This window comes from Mycolicibacterium litorale, assembly GCF_010731695.1.
GTDB lineage: Bacteria > Actinomycetota > Actinomycetes > Mycobacteriales > Mycobacteriaceae > Mycobacterium > Mycobacterium litorale.
The window spans coordinates 2,550,080-2,565,703 of the sequence record NZ_AP022586.1 but is presented as its reverse complement, the minus strand read 5'-3'; the positions used below and the strand labels follow the sequence as shown (position 1 = coordinate 2,565,703).

The 15,624-nt window shown below is 70.7% G+C and carries 15 protein-coding genes and 1 pseudogene; 11 read left to right on the top strand and 5 right to left on the bottom strand.

Going from position 1 to position 15,624, the window contains the following annotated elements:
* Positions 1 to 14 precede the first annotated feature (14 nt).
* On the top strand, positions 15 to 1,268 hold the full coding sequence (gene serB / locus G6N30_RS12140; RefSeq protein ID WP_134053073.1) for a phosphoserine phosphatase SerB: 1,254 nt from the start codon (positions 15 to 17) through the stop codon (positions 1,266 to 1,268).
* Here serB and yczR read toward each other — a convergent pair.
* A pseudogene (yczR, locus tag G6N30_RS12135) lies at positions 1,265 to 2,700 on the bottom strand (MocR-like transcription factor YczR). The gene serB and the pseudogene yczR sit on opposite strands and share 4 nt — an antisense overlap.
* Positions 2,701 to 2,722: 22 nt before the next feature.
* On the opposite strand from yczR, the gene G6N30_RS12130 reads away from it, so the two are divergent.
* From G6N30_RS12130 to G6N30_RS12095, 8 genes are all read left to right on the top strand, one after another.
* Entirely contained in the window at positions 2,723 to 2,929 is a 207-nt protein-coding gene (locus G6N30_RS12130; protein ID WP_134053071.1) for a hypothetical protein, read from the top strand.
* A gap of 74 nt (positions 2,930 to 3,003) precedes the next feature.
* Positions 3,004 to 3,693 carry a membrane protein YczE gene (yczE, locus tag G6N30_RS12125; protein WP_276027005.1) on the top strand — a complete coding sequence of 230 codons (690 nt, stop codon included), beginning with the start codon at positions 3,004 to 3,006 and terminating at the stop codon, positions 3,691 to 3,693.
* Positions 3,621 to 4,493: an ABC transporter ATP-binding protein gene (locus G6N30_RS12120; protein WP_407664729.1), complete on the top strand. Its 873-nt coding sequence runs from the start codon at positions 3,621 to 3,623 to the stop codon at positions 4,491 to 4,493. The genes yczE and G6N30_RS12120 overlap by 73 nt, the downstream gene beginning before the upstream one ends.
* Positions 4,490 to 5,308 (top strand): NUDIX hydrolase, encoded by an 819-nt coding sequence (locus tag G6N30_RS12115; protein WP_134053067.1) that lies wholly within the window; start codon positions 4,490 to 4,492, stop codon positions 5,306 to 5,308. The genes G6N30_RS12120 and G6N30_RS12115 overlap by 4 nt, the downstream gene beginning before the upstream one ends.
* A 4-nt stretch (positions 5,309 to 5,312) precedes the next feature.
* On the top strand, positions 5,313 to 5,963 hold the full coding sequence (locus G6N30_RS12110; protein WP_134053066.1) for an enoyl-CoA hydratase: 651 nt from the start codon (positions 5,313 to 5,315) through the stop codon (positions 5,961 to 5,963).
* A 10-nt stretch (positions 5,964 to 5,973) separates the two neighbouring features.
* Complete coding sequence (locus G6N30_RS12105; protein WP_134053064.1) at positions 5,974 to 6,960, top strand: class I SAM-dependent methyltransferase; 987 nt, start codon at positions 5,974 to 5,976, stop codon at positions 6,958 to 6,960.
* Positions 6,903 to 8,132, top strand: coding sequence for a THUMP-like domain-containing protein (locus G6N30_RS12100; RefSeq protein ID WP_407664748.1), 1,230 nt, complete (start codon positions 6,903 to 6,905; stop codon positions 8,130 to 8,132). Before G6N30_RS12105 ends, G6N30_RS12100 begins: the two co-directional genes overlap by 58 nt.
* Positions 8,133 to 8,154: 22 nt before the next feature.
* Positions 8,155 to 8,853, top strand: coding sequence for an esterase (locus tag G6N30_RS12095; RefSeq protein ID WP_134053060.1), 699 nt, complete (start codon positions 8,155 to 8,157; stop codon positions 8,851 to 8,853).
* An 11-nt stretch (positions 8,854 to 8,864) separates the two neighbouring features.
* On the opposite strand, the gene G6N30_RS12090 is transcribed toward G6N30_RS12095, so the two are convergent.
* Positions 8,865 to 10,148: a BamB-related PQQ repeat family beta-propellar protein gene (locus G6N30_RS12090; protein ID WP_134053058.1), complete on the bottom strand. Its 1,284-nt coding sequence runs from the start codon at positions 10,146 to 10,148 to the stop codon at positions 8,865 to 8,867.
* A 79-nt stretch (positions 10,149 to 10,227) separates the two neighbouring features.
* Between G6N30_RS12090 and G6N30_RS12085 the strand changes: the two genes are divergently transcribed.
* Positions 10,228 to 10,965: an acyltransferase gene (locus G6N30_RS12085; RefSeq protein WP_134053056.1), complete on the top strand. Its 738-nt coding sequence runs from the start codon at positions 10,228 to 10,230 to the stop codon at positions 10,963 to 10,965.
* A gap of 4 nt (positions 10,966 to 10,969) precedes the next feature.
* Here G6N30_RS12085 and G6N30_RS12080 read toward each other — a convergent pair whose 3' ends face one another.
* Genes G6N30_RS12080 through G6N30_RS12070 form a run of 3 tightly spaced genes read right to left on the bottom strand, consistent with a single transcriptional unit; the run spans position 10,970 to position 14,590 of the window.
* Complete coding sequence (locus tag G6N30_RS12080; protein WP_134053054.1) at positions 10,970 to 12,211, bottom strand: glycosyltransferase family 4 protein; 1,242 nt, start codon at positions 12,209 to 12,211, stop codon at positions 10,970 to 10,972.
* A gap of 25 nt (positions 12,212 to 12,236) precedes the next feature.
* Positions 12,237 to 13,814 (bottom strand): 1,4-alpha-glucan branching protein domain-containing protein, encoded by a 1,578-nt coding sequence (locus tag G6N30_RS12075; RefSeq protein WP_134053052.1) that lies wholly within the window; start codon positions 13,812 to 13,814, stop codon positions 12,237 to 12,239.
* Positions 13,811 to 14,590 carry a class I SAM-dependent methyltransferase gene (locus tag G6N30_RS12070; RefSeq protein WP_134053050.1) on the bottom strand — a complete coding sequence of 260 codons (780 nt, stop codon included), beginning with the start codon at positions 14,588 to 14,590 and terminating at the stop codon, positions 13,811 to 13,813. Before G6N30_RS12070 ends, G6N30_RS12075 begins: the two co-directional genes overlap by 4 nt.
* Positions 14,591 to 14,796: 206 nt before the next feature.
* Between G6N30_RS12070 and G6N30_RS12065 the strand changes: the two genes are divergently transcribed.
* Positions 14,797 to 15,597 (top strand): electron transfer flavoprotein subunit beta/FixA family protein, encoded by an 801-nt coding sequence (locus tag G6N30_RS12065; RefSeq protein ID WP_134053048.1) that lies wholly within the window; start codon positions 14,797 to 14,799, stop codon positions 15,595 to 15,597.
* Positions 15,598 to 15,624: the final 27 nt, after the last annotated feature.

The window sequence follows — 15,624 nt, the reverse complement described above, 5'->3', positions numbered from 1 at the left end:
TGAGTGGCCGAAAGGTGGCCTCGCCTGTCGGCTCTTCGCGCGAGCGCTCATCGCTGCTGATCACCGTCACCGGACTCGACCAGCCCGGTGTCACGTCCGCACTGTTCGAGGTGCTGTCCCGGCATAGGGTCGAGCTGCTCAACGTCGAACAGGTGGTGGTCCGTGGCCGCCTGACACTCGGCGTCCTGGTGGCGGCGCAGCCCGAGGTCGCCGACGGTGATGCGTTGCGGGCCGACGTCGAGGAGGCCATCCACGAGGTCGGTCTCGACGTGACGATCGAGCGCAGCGCGGACGCCCCGGTCATGCGGGAGCCGTCGACGCACACCATCGTCGTGCTCGGCCGCCCGATCACCGCCTCGGCGTTCGGGGTGGTGGCCCGTGAGGTCGCCTCGCTCGGCGTCAACATCGACACCATCCGCGGTGTCTCCGACTACCCCGTCACCGGGCTGGAGCTGCGGGTGTCGGTCCCGGCCGGCGCCGCCTACGGACAGCTGCAGAAGGCGCTCGCGCGGGTGGCGGTGGACGAGGGCGTCGACATCGCACTCGAGGACTACAGCCTGTCCCGGCGCGCCAAGCGGCTGATCGTGTTCGACGTGGACTCGACCCTCATCCAGGGCGAGGTGATCGAGATGCTTGCGGCGCGTGCGGGTATGGAAGCGCAAGTGGCCGCCGTCACCGAGGCCGCCATGCGCGGCGAACTCGACTTCGCCGAATCGCTGCACCGTCGCGTCGCGACCCTGGCCGGGCTGCCCGCCTCGGTGCTCGACGACGTCGCCGAGCAGATCGAACTCACCCCGGGCGCGCGCACGACGCTGCGCACCTTGCGCCGGCTGGGATTCCACTGCGGCATCGTCTCGGGCGGCTTCCGTCAGGTGATCGAACCGCTGGCCCACGAGCTGATGATGGACTTCGTCGCGGCCAACGAGCTCGAGATCGTCGACGGCAAGCTGACCGGCCGCGTCGTCGGCGAGGTCATCGACCGGCCCGGTAAGGCCAAGGCGCTGCGCAACTTCGCACAACAGGCCGGTGTGCCGATGGAGCAGACGGTCGCCGTCGGCGACGGCGCCAACGACATCGACATGCTCGCCGCGGCGGGTCTGGGTGTGGCGTTCAACGCCAAACCGGCGTTGCGCGAGGTCGCCGACGCCTCACTGAGCCATCCGTACCTCGACACGGTCCTGTTCATCCTCGGGGTGACGCGCGGGGAGATCGAAGCCGCCGACGCCATCGACGGACTGCTGCGCCGCGTCGAGATCCCCGAGGACTAGACGACCACCGCGCGCTGCGCGATTCCGGTGGCGCCGGTCACCGCGTGCCACGCCCGTGCCAGCAGTTCGACGGCCTCACTCATCTGATCCGGGGGCAGCGTGTACGGGATCCGGATGAACCGCTCGAGGGAGCCGTCCACGCCGAACCGCGGGCCCGGCGGGACGTCGAGCCCCATCCGCGACGCCGCCGCGGACAGTGCGGAGCTCATCGGGGCCGGGAGCCGCACCCACAGGGCCAGCCCGCCGCCGCTCGGGCAGGGCTGCCAGTCCGGCAGGTGCTCGTCGAGCAGCGACAGCATCAGAGCGCGGCGGGTGCGCAGGATCTCGCGCCGCTCCGGCAGCACGTCGTCGGCGACCCGGAGCAGTTCGGCGGCGGCGAGTTGTTCGAGGATCGGCGTGCCCATGTCGATCGAGGGCCGCAGCGCCGCGATCGAGGCGAGCGTCGAGCGGTCGGCGCGGATCCACCCGATGCGCAGCCCTCCCCAGAACGACTTCGACATCGATCCGGTGGTCAGCAGCAGGTCGGTGCGCCGGGTCATCGCGGTGGCGACCGGAGGGGGGACCGGTTCGTCCAGCCACACCTCGGTCATCGTCTCGTCGACGATCGTGCGCGTGCGGGTGTCGGCGATGAGCGCGGCCAGTTCCTCGCGTTGGGCCTGCGGCATCGTCAGGCCGGTCGGGTTGTGGTTGTCGGGCACCACGAAGGCGAGGCTCGGCGCGAGTTGGCGGACCGCGTTGTGCAGTGCCCCGAGATCCCAGCCGTCCTCGGCCATCGCCACCGGGACCGGTCGGGCGCCCGCGGTGGTGATCGCGGCGAGCGCGCCGTGATAGGTGGGTTGCTCGACGAGGACGCGGTCACCGGGCTGGGTGTAGGTGGCGAGGATCAACCCGATGGCGTGCAGCGCTCCGGTGGTGATCATGATGTCGTCGGCGTCGGTGGGAAGCCCTCTGGCGCAATACCTTTCGGCGACGGCCTGGCGTAGCGGCAGCACGCCCGCGAGTTCGATTCCGATGCCGTGCAGGTACGGCGTGACCTGCTGGGTCGCGGTGGTGTACGCGGTCAGCACGGCGGGTGCGGGTGCGGCGAGTGCGGCGTTGGCCAGGTTGACCGCGCCACGGGGAGCGGCGGGGTGGGTGGGGCGCTCGGGGTGGCAGGCAGTGCCGTGGTGCTGCGGGCGCCGCGGCGCGCGAGCAGATACCCGGCGTCGCGGAGTTGGGTGTAGGCGGCGGTGACCGTCGTGCGGGAGACCCGCAGCGCCTCGGCCAGCGCACGCTCACTCGGCAGACGAGCGCCGACGGGCAGCCGGCCGTCGACGATGAGCATGCGGATCCCGTCGGCGAGCCCCCGGTAGACCGGGCCACTCGAACTGGCGGTACGCCAGTTCCCGAGTTCACGGGCCAGTCTCTCGACGTCGAGGACTCTGGCGGGCATTTCGATCGTCATTGCAGCCAGTATGCGCGAACTGGATATTGATGGGCAAGCCAAACGTTCGGAAAATAGCCACATGACATCAAACTGGATATCCCGACTGGGATCTGGCCTGTCTGCGCTCTTCGCTTTCCGGCCGGGTGAGTTCGCCAATCCCGAAGTGGACGCCGATCTGCGCCGGATGCGCAGTGAACTGGACGCCATCCGGGTCCGCTTCCCGGACCACTCGTAGTGGGGCGTCGCGTCGCGCGCGCGTCGGTACGGGCCGCGGTGCTGTTGGTGGGGCTGGTCTGTTACGGCTTCTCCATGGCGTTGATGGTGCGCGCCGGACTCGGCCTCGACCCATGGGACGTGTTCCACCAGGGACTCGCCGAACGCACCGGGATGACCATCGGGTCCGCCTCCGCCGTGGCGGGGGTGGCGGTGCTGCTCGCGTGGATCCCGCTGCGCAACCGGCCCGGCGTGGGCACCGTGGCCAACGTGCTGGTGATCGCGGTGACCGTCGACGCCGGCCTGGCCGTGCTGCCCGCCCCGTCGGCGCTGCCGGTTCAGGTGGCCTGGATGTTCGGCGCCGTGGTGCTCAACGCGCTGGCCACCGTGCTCTACGTCGGCGCCGGGCTGGGACCCGGGCCCCGCGACGGGCTGATGACCGGCCTGGTCCGGCGCACGGGCCACTCGGTACGGCTGGTTCGCACGCTGATCGAGGCGACCGTGCTCACCGTGGGCTGGCTGCTGGGCGGGACGGTCGGCATCGGTACCGTGATCTACGCGTTCGGGATCGGGCCACTGGTGCAACTGTTCATCCGGCTCACGCCCGCCCGGCTGCTCGCGGTCAGCGGCTGGGCCACCACCGTCGCCCGACCACCGGTCCCGCCCACCGACCCGCAGGTTGCGGCACCCGCCGGGTACGGCACGATGGTCGGGTGCCCGACGAAGACGCAGCCGACGGTGCGACCGACATCGCCACCGACATCGCCACTGACGATGACCTGCTGATCGACTTCGCCAAAGTCAGCCTGCGCCGCGGCGGCCGAACGCTGGTCGGCCCCCTGACGTGGGCGGTCGAACTCGACGAGCGCTGGGTGATCATCGGACCCAACGGGGCGGGGAAGACGTCGCTGCTGCGGATCGCCGCCGCGATGGAACATCCGTCCTCGGGCACGGCCTACGTGCTGGGGGAGCGGCTCGGCCGCACCGACATGGCCGAGCTGCGGTCACGGGTCGGCCTGTCCAGTTCGGCCCTCTCAGAACGCATTCCGCCCGGCGAAGTGGTCCGCGACCTGGTGGTGTCCGCCGGCTACGCGGTGCTGGGGCGGTGGCGGGAACGCTACGACGACGTCGACTACGAGCAGGCCGTCGACATGCTGGAAAGCGTGGGCGCCGAGCACCTGGCCGAACGCGTCTACGACACCCTGTCCGAAGGTGAGCGCAAACGCGTGCTGATCGCGCGCTCGCTGATGACCGACCCGGAACTGCTCCTGCTCGACGAGCCGGCCGCAGGCCTCGACCTCGGTGGACGCGAGGAACTCGTCGCACGGCTGGCCGACCTCGCGGCCGACCCGGACGCACCCGCGATGGTGCTCGTCACCCACCACGTCGAGGAGATCCCGCAGGGGTTCAGCCACTGCCTGATCCTCTCGGAGGGCAAGGTCGTCGACGCCGGTCTGCTGACCGACGTGCTGACGGCCGAGAACCTGTCCAAGGCGTTCGGTCAGCGGATCGCCCTCGACGTGATCGACGGTCGCTACTTCGCTCGTCGTATCCGTACCCGTGCCGCCCACAGGAGACGTTCATGACCGAAGCCGCGGAGAAGTCGACCCCGGAGCCACTCGTCCCACGGCCGGCCGCGACGGTGATGCTGATCCGCGACACCCCGGACGGGATCAAGGTGTTCCTGATGCGCCGGCACGCGGGGATGGAGTTCGTCGCCGGCGTGATGGTCTTCCCGGGTGGCGGGGTCGACGACCGTGACCGCAACGCCGACATCGCGTGGGCCGGTCCGGGACCGCGGTGGTGGGCCGACCGGCTCGGAGTCGACGAGGACCTCGCCGAGGCGCTGGTGTGCGCGGCCGCCCGCGAGACGTTCGAGGAGTGCGGCGTGCTGTTCGCCGGCGCCGCCGACGATCCGGACGTGCTCGTCGACGACGCGTCGGTGTACCGCGAGGCGCGGCTGGCGCTGACCAACCGCTCGCTGTCGTTCGCCGACTTCCTGCGCACCGAGAAGCTGGTGCTGAGGGCGGACCTGCTGCGCCCGTGGGCGAACTGGGTGACCCCCGAAGAGGAACGCACTCGCCGCTACGACACGTACTTCTTCGTCGGAGCCCTGCCTGCCGGTCAGCGGGCCGACGGCGAGAACACCGAGACCGACCAGGCCGGCTGGATCACCCCCGAAGAGGCCCTGCGGGACTTCGCCGACGGCCGTTCCTTCCTGCTGCCCCCGACGTGGACGCAACTCGACGCATTGGCCGGCCGGACGGTGGGCGAGGTGCTCGCCGTCGAACGCCGCATCGAGGCTGTACAGCCCACGCTGGCCGTTCGCAACGGCAACTGGGAGATCGAATTCTTCGACAGCGACCGCTACAACGCGGCGCGCAACCACCGGGCGCCGTGACGCGATGAGGGAGTTCGTCGGCGTCCACACCAGCGACGAGCAGCCGGGCATCGCCACGCTGCTGCTGTCGCGTCCGCCGACCAACGCGCTGACCCGTCAGGTCTACCGCGAGTTGGCCGCGGCCGCAGACGAACTCGCCGGCCGCGACGACATCACCGCGGTGATCCTGTTCGGCGGGCACGAGATCTTCTCCGCCGGCGATGACGTTCCCGCGCTGCGCACCCTCGACCAGGAGGAGAGCGCGGCCGCCGCGGAGGTGGCCCGCCGCGCCATCGCCGCGGTGGCGGCCATCCCGAAGCCGACCGTCGCCGCGGTGACCGGCTACGCCCTGGGCAGTGGCCTGACCCTGGCCCTGGCCGCCGACTGGCGGGTCAGCGGCGACAACGTCAAGGTGGGATCGACCGAGATCCTCGCCGGGCTGGCTCCGGGCCCGGACGCCACCGCCCGGCTGGCCCGGGCGGTCGGCGTGAGCCACGCCAAGGACCTGGTGTTCTCCGGGCGCTTCGTCGGCGCCGAGGAGGCCCACGCGCTGGGGCTGCTCGACGAGTTGGCCGCACCCGACGGCGTCTACGACGCGGCCGTGGCCTGGGCGGGACGGTTCAGCGACCACCCGCCCCAGGTGCTGGCTGCCGCCAAGGCGGCCTTCGCCGGTTAGGCTGCCAGCCATGACGAGTATCGACCACACGTCCACCGATCTGCCCGCGTCCAACCCGCACGCGACCGCCGAACAGGTCGAGGCCGCCATGTCCGACTCGAAGCTCGCCCAGGTGCTCTACCACGACTGGGAGGCCGAGACCTACGACGAGAAGTGGTCGATCTCCTACGACCAGCGCTGCGTCGACTACGCCCGCGGCCGGTTCGACGCCGCGGTGCCCGAAGAGGTGCAGCGTGAACTGCCCTACGACCGGGCGCTCGAGCTCGGCTGCGGCACCGGCTTCTTCCTGCTCAACCTGATCCAGGCGGGCGTCGCCCGGCGCGGATCGGTGACCGACCTGTCACCCGGCATGGTGAAGGTAGCCACCCGTAACGGCCAGTCGCTGGGGCTCGACATCGACGGCCGGGTCGCCGACGCCGAAGGCATCCCGTACGAGGACGACACCTTCGACCTGGTGGTCGGGCACGCGGTGCTGCACCACATCCCCGACGTCGAGCTGTCCCTGCGCGAGGTCATCCGGGTGCTCAAGCCGGGCGGCCGGTTCGTGTTCGCCGGCGAACCGACCACGGTGGGCAATCGCTATGCCCGCGAGCTGTCGACGCTGACGTGGCGGATCGCCACCAACGTCACCAAGCTCCCGATGCTCTCGGACTGGCGGCGCCCGCAGACCGAGCTCGACGAGTCGTCGCGCGCCGCGGCCCTCGAAGCCGTCGTCGATCTGCACACCTTCGACCCGGCCGACCTCGAGAAGATGGCCCGCTCGGCCGGCGCCGTCGAGGTTCGCACGGCCAGTGAGGAATTCACCGCCGCCATGCTCGGCTGGCCGGTGCGGACGTTCGAGGCCGCCGTGCCCCCGGGCCGATTGGGCTGGGGCTGGGCGAAATTCGCATTCAGCAGCTGGACGACACTGAGCTGGGTCGACTCCAACGTGTGGCGTCGATTCGTCCCGAAGGGCTGGTTCTACAACGTGATGATCACCGGGGTCAAGCCGTCCTAGGGTTCGGCCTCGAATCCGTCGCCTACCTCGGCGGCGACGAGGGTCGCCGGGCGCTCGACGAGGTCGCGGCACTGCCGCTGACCCCTGCCACCCTGGTCGCTGACATCGCCTCTGCGCGAACGAGATTCGGCGACCGCGCCGGCGTCCTCGTCGAGACGGTGCGGTTGCGGCGCAAGGCGGCCGACAAGCTGCCCGGCACCGCCGGCTGGCTGTTCACCGACGAGGCGCTGCAGCAGGCCACCGCGGGCGCCGTCGCGGCGCACCGGGCGCGGCGGTTGGCCGGCCGCCCGGTGCACGACGCGACGTGCTCGGTCGGCACCGAGCTTGCCGCCCTTGCCGATCACGCGTCCTACGTGGTGGGCAGCGACCTCGACCCGGTGCGGTTGGCGATGGCCCGGCACAATCTCGCCACCGATGGCCGCGGCGTGCCGCTCCTGCGTGCCGACGCCCTGCGGCCGGTCACCCGCGACACCGTCGTGCTGCTCGACCCGGCGCGCAGAAGCGGCGGGCGACGCACCTTCGATCCGCGCGCCTACGCTCCGCCGCTCGACGCCGTCCTCGACACGTACGCCGGCAGGGACGTCGCCGTCAAATGCGCTCCCGGAGTGGATTTCAACGCGGTGCGCGACCTCGGGTTCGACGGTGAGATCGAGATCACCTCCTACGGCGGCAGCGTGCGGGAGGCGTGCCTGTGGTCAGCCGGGCTGGCACCGGCCGGGGTGACCCGCCGGGCCAGCCTCCTCGACCGTGCCGAAGAACTCACCGACGCCGACCCCGACGACTGCGCGGTCGGGCCGGCGGGACGCTGGATCGTGGACCCGGACGGCGCCGTGGTGCGCGCCGGGCTGGTCCGGCACTACGCCGCGCGGCACGGGCTGTGGCAGCTCGACCCCGACATCGCCTACCTGTCCGGCGACCGGTTACCGGACGGCGTGCGCGGTTTCGAGGTGCTCGAACAGGTCTCCTACCAGGAGAAGCGGTTGCGCCAGGCGCTCGCCGCCCATGACGCCGGCGCGCTCGAGATCCTGGTCCGCGGCGTCGATGCCGACCCGGACGCACTGCGCCGCCGACTGCGCCCCCGCGGCAGCGCCGCGGTGTCGGTCGTCATCACCCGGTTGGGCGCCGGGACCGCAAGCCGGGCAACGGCCTTCATATGTCGGCCGTCACGTTGACCCGACACGTACGCTGACGGGAATGAGACGAGCACTATCCGTCGCGGCGCTGCTGACCGCCACCGTGCTGACCGGTTGGTCCGGCACACCGGTGGCGTCGGCGCAGACCGCGTGCGCCGACCTCGGTGGCGCGCTGAACGCCGAGCAGTCCTGTCAGGTGCACGCGTCGACCCCCACGTACACCCTCGATTTCAGCTTCCCGGCCGGCTACCCCGACGAGCAGGCGGTGTCGGCGTACCTGCGCCAGACCCGCGACGGGTTCGTCAACGTCTCCGAGATGCCGGGCTCGCGCGGGCTGCCGTACGTGCTCGACGCCAAGGGCACCGCCTACCATTCCGGGTTGGCCCCGCGCGGGACGCAGAGCCTGGTGCTGGAGGTCTACCAGAACGTCGGCGGTGCGCACCCACAGACGTGGTTCAAGGCGTTCTCCTACGACCTCGGCACCCGTACCCCGATCACGTTCGACACGCTGTTCCGGCCGGGCACCCGTCCGCTGGATGTGGTGTTCCCCGCGGTGCAGCGCGACCTGCAGGAGAAGACCGGCATCGACCAGCCCGTCCTGCCCGCCGACGGCCTCGACCCACAGAGCTACCAGAATTTCGCGATCACCGACGATGCGGTGATCTTCTTCTTCGGCCAGGGCGAACTGCTGCCGGAAGCCGCGGGCGCGACGCAGGCCTCGGTGCCGCGGGCGGTGCTCGCCCCGCTGCTGGCGATCTGACCGGCTGTCGGTCAGTCAGGCGCGAATCCGTACACCTGTCCGTCGCTGGTGGCGGCGACCACGCGCCCGTCGGGTCCGAGGGACACCCCGACCGGCCACCCCGTCGCCTCCGGCAGCGGGTAGGTGTTGACGGTGCGGCCGTCGGCGGTGTCGACCACCAGCAGCTCCTGACCGCGCTCGGGCGCCTCGGCGACGGCGTAACCGAGGCGGCCGGCGCGACTCGACGTGGTCAGCGGGACGACGTCGTCGCGCGTCCACAGCACCTCGCCACGGTCGCCCTCGTCACGGATCGCCGTCAGCTTCGCCCCCGGCCCGCCACCCGCGACGATCACGCCGTCGGGTGAGACCGAGGGCGGCGTCTGCGGTAGATAGTCCAGCGGCACCGACCATTTCGCGGCGCCATCCGACGTGTCGAGCGCCCACAGTCGTTGGTCGCGGCCGTTGACGTACACCGTCGCCCCGTCGGCCGAGAGCACCGGACTGGCCAGCGGCCCCTTGTCCACCGCATCGCTGGTCCATTCGCGCGCCAGCAGCGGCGTCTGGCCCGGCCGGTAGCGCAACCCGACGACGACGGGCTTCGCGGCGCCCGGCTCCCACAGGGTGAGCACCACGATGTTGCCTGCGGCCGAGAAGGCCGGAGCCGCGGCCACCGGGCATCCGGGCCGCGACTGGGCGCAGTCGCCGAGGCCTCGCTCGGAGTTCCTCGGATCGACGCCGCTGACCAGATCCAGGGGTGTGCCCTCCACGGTGCCGCGGTGCGCGTCGAACACGAGCACCTGACCCAGGTGGGTCACCACCAGCAACTGGCCCGACGCCATGATCCGCGGTGTCGTCGGCATACCGATCACGAGGCGGCGCCAACGGATCCACTGGGTCAACGGGAACGACAGGATCGCCCCCGGCTGACCGACATAGAGGTTCCCGAACCCGTCGAACAACGGGCTGGCCGAGCCGGCGCCCTGCACGAGGCGCGAGCACCACCGCTGCCGGCCGTTGTTGTCGGCCTCCCACACCATCAGCGAGCAGCCCGCCGGGCTCTGGGCGTTGGCCGCGAGATGGCCTTCGGAGTCGATGGCCACCGCGGCGCCGAGGTCACCCTTGACCGACCGGCTCCACTCCAGCTTCAGCGCATCGGGCCCGTCGGCGTCGACGAAGCTGCTGTTGGCCGCGTCGCCGTACTGCGCCGCCCACCCCGAGGCGGCGCGCGCCTGGACCCACGATGACGTGTCGCCGCACCCGGCTGACACACCCACCAGCAGCGCTGAAACCGTCAGCACGAGGAATCGCCGGAACACGGTGTCCTTTCGCGGTCGCTGATGGGCCCACGTGAGGGTAACCCGGGCGGTGCGGTGCCCTCGCGTAGGCTTTGCGGCCATGACCACGATGTGGGGCGCTCCGCTGCACAAGCGTTGGCGGGGCTCGCGACTGCGTGACCCGCGCCAGGCCCGGTTCCTGACGCGGGCTTCGGTCAGATGGGTGCTGGCCAACCGCGCCTACACCCCCTGGTACCTGGTCCGTTACTGGCGGCTGCTGAAGTTCAAGCTGGCCAACCCGCACGTGATCACCCGCGGGATGGTGTTCCTGGGCAAGAACGTCGAGATCCAGGCGACGCCCGAGTTGGCCCAGCTCGAGATCGGGCGCTGGGTGCACATCGGCGACAAGAACACCATTCGCGCCCACGAGGGCTCGCTGCGCATCGGCGACAAGGTGGTGCTGGGGCGCGACAACGTCATCAACACCTATCTCGACATCGAACTCGGGGACTCGGTCCTGATGGCCGACTGGTGCTACGTCTGCGACTTCGACCACAAGATGGACAGCATCGAGATGCCGATCAAGGACCAGGGCATCGTCAAGAGCCCGGTGCGGATCGGCCCCGACACCTGGGTGGCCACCAAGGTCAGCGTGCTGCGCGGCACCACGGTCGGCCGCGGATGCGTGCTGGCCGCCCATGCTGTGGTCAAGGGCGACATCCCGGACTTCTCGATCGCGGTCGGCGCGCCGGCGAAGGTGGTCAAGAACCGCAAGCTGGCATGGGAGAGCTCCGCGGCGCAGCGTGCCGAACTCGCCGCCGCGCTGGCCGACATCGAGCGCAAGAAGGCTTCTCGCTAGGTCCTCACGAGCGGTCGGGCAGCGCCCGCTCGACGATCGGGAGCCGCGGATGCGGTTCGCGCTCACGGCGTTTGGCGGCCAGATACACCTGAGAGGTCTCGGCCGCGACGGTGCCCCAGTCGAAGTCCGAGGTGAGCCGTTCGCGTGCGGCGACCGCGCGCTGCTGGGCGGCGGCCGGATCGTCCAGTACGACGCGTACGGCCGCGGCCAGGGCGGCGATGTCGCGCGGCGGGAACGACATTCCGGTCACCCCGTCGATCACCGCTTCACCGAGGCCGCCCGCCGTGGAGGTCACCAGCGGTGTGCCCGTCGCGGCGGCCTCCAGCGCGACGATGCCGAACGGCTCGTAGTGGCTGGGCAGCACCGCGGCGTCGGCGGAGTGCAGCATGTCGACGAGTCCGTCGTGGTCCAGCCGCCCGGCGAACGAGACGGCCTTGCGCACCTTGTGTTTTCGCGTCTGCTCGATCAACCAGTCCAGCTGGGTGCCGTCGCCGGCGATCGTCAGGGTGGTGCCGGGGTGGGCCCGCCGGATGCGGGGGAGCGCGGCGATCAGGTCGTGCACTCCTTTCTCGTACTCCAGGCGGCCGAGGTAGAGCAGGTGGGCGGGCCCGCTGCGGGGTCTGCGGCGTGCGAACGGCCAGCGCCCCGCCTCGATCCCGTTGCGGATGACCCGGATGTCGGGCAGGTTCGGGCCGAACAGCGTGGTGATCTCGTCGCGCATCGACGCCGAACACGTGATGAGCGAATCGGATTCACGCACCAGCCACGACTCGACCGCGTGCACCTGGCGGCTGATCGGACCGGACACCCAGCCCGAGTGCCTGCCCGCCTCGGTGGCGTGGATGGTGGACACCAGCGGAACGTCGAAGAATTCGGCCAGCGTGATCGCCGGATGGGCGACCAGCCAGTCATGGGCGTGCACCACGTCGGGACGCCACGGCCGGCCGTGGTCCTTGACGGCCAGGCCGGCCCTGATCATGGCGTGGCCCATGGCCAGGATCCAGGCCATCATGTCGGTGCCGAAATCGAATTCATGCGGATCGTGGGCGGCGGCGATCACCCGTACGCCCTCGCTGATCTCGTCGGTGGTGGGGTGCGTGCTGGGGTCGGTGTCAGACGGCCTGCGGCTGAGCACGACGACCTCGTGGCCGGCCGCGGCGAGCGCGGTGGCGATGTGGTGGACGTGCCGGCCGAGTCCGCCGATGACCACCGGCGGGTATTCCCACGACACCAGGAGGATCTTCACGGTGCCGCGTCCGCAGGCGAGCGGTTCACCGGGGCAGCCGCCGGGCGTCGAGCGCACCGAACAGGCCGTCGGCGCGGTTCCAGCCGTCGGCGAGACGCTGGGCCTGTTCGCGCCGGCCGGCGGCCAGCGCGTCGGCGATCTCGCGGGTGGCGTGCGCGTGCAGGTGGGCGCGGTAGCGGGCGTAGTCCGCAGCGGAGTTCTTGCTCACCATGAACGGCCAGTCGCTGGACACCGTCAGCAGCGTCTCGCGCAGGATCTGGTCGGCGACGGTGTCTCGCGGCGTCGGTGTGCCCACCGATGCGTGCTGGGTGAGGGCCTTGTCCACCGTGCTCAGGGCGGTGTCGACGACCTCGGAGTTGAGTCGGACGAAGTCGGTGACCTGCTCGCCGGCCCACACCTGCCAGTCCTTGCCCGACCCCCACGAACTGGGCGGCAGATCGACTGAGGCGCCGACGAATCCGTCGTCGACGGCGTCGCCGAGCGTGCCGACCCGCACGCCCGCCTCAGGCAGCGCGCGCAGCACCCGCGCCAGCCATTCGGGTCCCTCGTACCACCAGTGGCCGAACAGTTCGGTGTCGAATGCGGCGACGACGTGCGCGGGTCGGCCGATGCGCTCACTCTCGTCGATCATCCGCCGCCGGACCACCTGCACGAAGTCGGCGACGTGGGCGTCGACGGCGGCATCGGCGCGGTCCTGGTCGTAGGGCGCCTTCGCGGAGGACGGCACGTTGCGGCCCGTGACGCGCGCGGGCTTCAGCCCGGTGACGTGGTCGTAGGTGTGGAAGTCGCGGTAGGCCGCGTGGCCGGGGTATCCGGACTTCGGCGACCACACCCGGTAGCTGACCTGCAGGTCGCGCCCGAACGCGACCACCCCGGAGTCGCCGACGGGCCGCCCGAGCGCGGTGTCGCCGTGCAGCGACGGACCGTCGACCATGAAGTGGCCGACCCCGGCCGCGGCGTAGTCGGCCTCCATACCCGGCGCGTACGCGCACTCCGGAGCCCAGATGCCGCGTGGGGTGTGGGCGAAGCGCTGGCCCGCGTCGGCGAGCCCCTCGCGAAGCGCGAACTCCCGCAGCCTCGGGTTGAGCAGCGGCTGGAACGGATGCGCCAGCGGGCCGCCGAGCAACTCGACGGCCCGGGCGTCGATGAGTTCCCGCAACAGCGGGCTACCGCCGTGGCGCCACAGCGTCGCGAACTCGTCGAGCGCCCGCTCGGCCTCGCTCAGTTCACGTGCGCCGAAGGCCCGCAGCGCCTCCGGTGTGCACGCCGGTGTGGTGTCGGACGAGGTGCGCAGGGTCGCCGCCTCCAGCGCACGCAGCTGCCAGTTCGCCAGCCAGCTGTGCATCCCGGTCAGGCAGTAGGGATCGTCGAGCTGGGCGGTCACGACGGGGGTCATGCCGAGCGTGAGCAGGTGACTGCGGCCTTCGGCGGCCAGCGTGCGCAGCACCCGCAACAGCGGCAGGTACGAGGCCGACCAGGACTGGTAGAGCCACTCCTCGCCGACCGGCCAGCGGCCGTGGTGCGCCAGCCACGGCAGGTGCGTGTGCAGGACGAGGGTGAACAGCCCCGGAACCGGGGTGCCCTGGGTCGCCTCGTCGGTCACGGTCGCACCGCGATCGCGACCAGATCGAGGCTGTCGTCGATGTCACGCTCAGACGTCAGCTCGAAGTCGTCGATGCGCACCGCCGCCACGTCGTCGAGGAGGTCCTGCGGCCACGGGGCGTCGGCCACGGCGCGGGCGATCTGCGCGTCGATGATCGAACCGCCGTGCCTGGCGTCCAGTGCGCGCAGGCCCGGGCCGTGGAACACCCCGAGCATCGCCTCCATGTCGAAGCCCGCGTCGGTGAGCAGTGCGGTCAGTTCGTCCGCGTTCAGTTCACGGGTGTGGAACGGGTTGACCGGGGTGTCGCGGCCGGGGGAGAACGTGATCCGGTTCGGCGTCGACATCAGCAACAGGCCCCCGGGCCGCAGCACCCGGAGGCATTCGCTCACGAATTGCGGTTGGTCCCACAGGTGTTCGATGACCTGGAAGTTCACCACCACGTCGACCGATGCGTCGGCCAGGGGCAGCGCGGCGAGGTTGCCGTGGTGCACGTCCACCCGCGGATAACGGGCGCGCACGTGCGCGACGGTCGCCTCGTCGTAGTCGAGCGCGATCACCCGCCGGGCGACGCCGGCGATCAGATCGGCGCCGTAGCCCTCGCCGCATCCGGCCTCGAGGACATCGCGTCCGGCGCACCGGTCGGCAAGGTGGGCGTAGACGACCTCATGCCTGCGGAACCAGTAGTTCTCTTCGGCCAGCCCCGGAATCGTCCGCTCGCCGGTGAGGGGGAGGGTTTCGTCGCCGCCTCCACGCGGCCCGGTAACGAATGCGCTCATCGCAGGCAGGCTAACCCAGGCGACGGGATCGTGGCCGGTTCGCGAACAGTTCGCGGTGGTAGGGGAGGCGGGCACATGAACTTCGACCAGCTATGGTGTTCCTGCAAACCACCATTAGTTACTGACGAGTAACATGGTGTCAGTTTCACAAAACGTGGTAACGGGCCGACCGACGGCCGGCCTCATCGAGGAGGACGAACCATCTCATGACGAACATCGTGGTCCTGATCAAACAGGTCCCTGACACCTGGTCCGAGCGCAAGCTGTCCGAAGGCGACTGGACGTTGGACCGGGAAGCCGCCGACGCCGTGCTCGACGAGATCAACGAACGCGCCGTCGAAGAGGCGCTGCTCATCAAGGAGAAGGAAGCCGCCAACGGCGTCGAGGGCACGGTCACCGTGCTGACCGCCGGCCCGGAGCGGGCCACCGAGGCGATCCGCAAGGCGCTGTCGATGGGCGCCGACAAGGCCGTGCACCTCGTCGACGAGGGACTGCACGGCTCCGACATGGTGCAGACCGGGTGGGCGCTCGCCCGCGCGCTGGGCGCCATCGAGGGCACCGAACTGGTCATCGCCGGTAACGAGGCCACCGACGGTGCGGGCGGCGCGGTGCCGGCCATCATCGCCGAGTACCTCGGCCTGCCGCAGCTGACCCACATGCGCAAGGTCACCGTCGAGGACGGCAAGGTCACCGGTGAGCGCGAGACCGACGACGGTGTGTTCACCCTCGAGGCGCCGCTGCCCGCCGTGGTCAGCGTGAACGAGAAGATCAACGAGCCGCGCTTCCCGTCCTTCAAGGGCATCATGGCCGCCAAGAAGAAGGAAGTCACCACGCTCACCCTGGCCGAGATCGGTGTCGAGCCCGACGAGGTCGGTGTCGCCAACGCCGGTTCCAAGGTGCTGTCGTCGACCCCGAAGCCGCCGAAGACCGCGGGCGAGAAGGTCACCGACGAAGGCGAGGGCGGCAGCAAGGTCGCCGAGTACCTGGTCGCCCAAAAAATCATCTAAGACTCCCCGAGACACGAAGGACCGGAA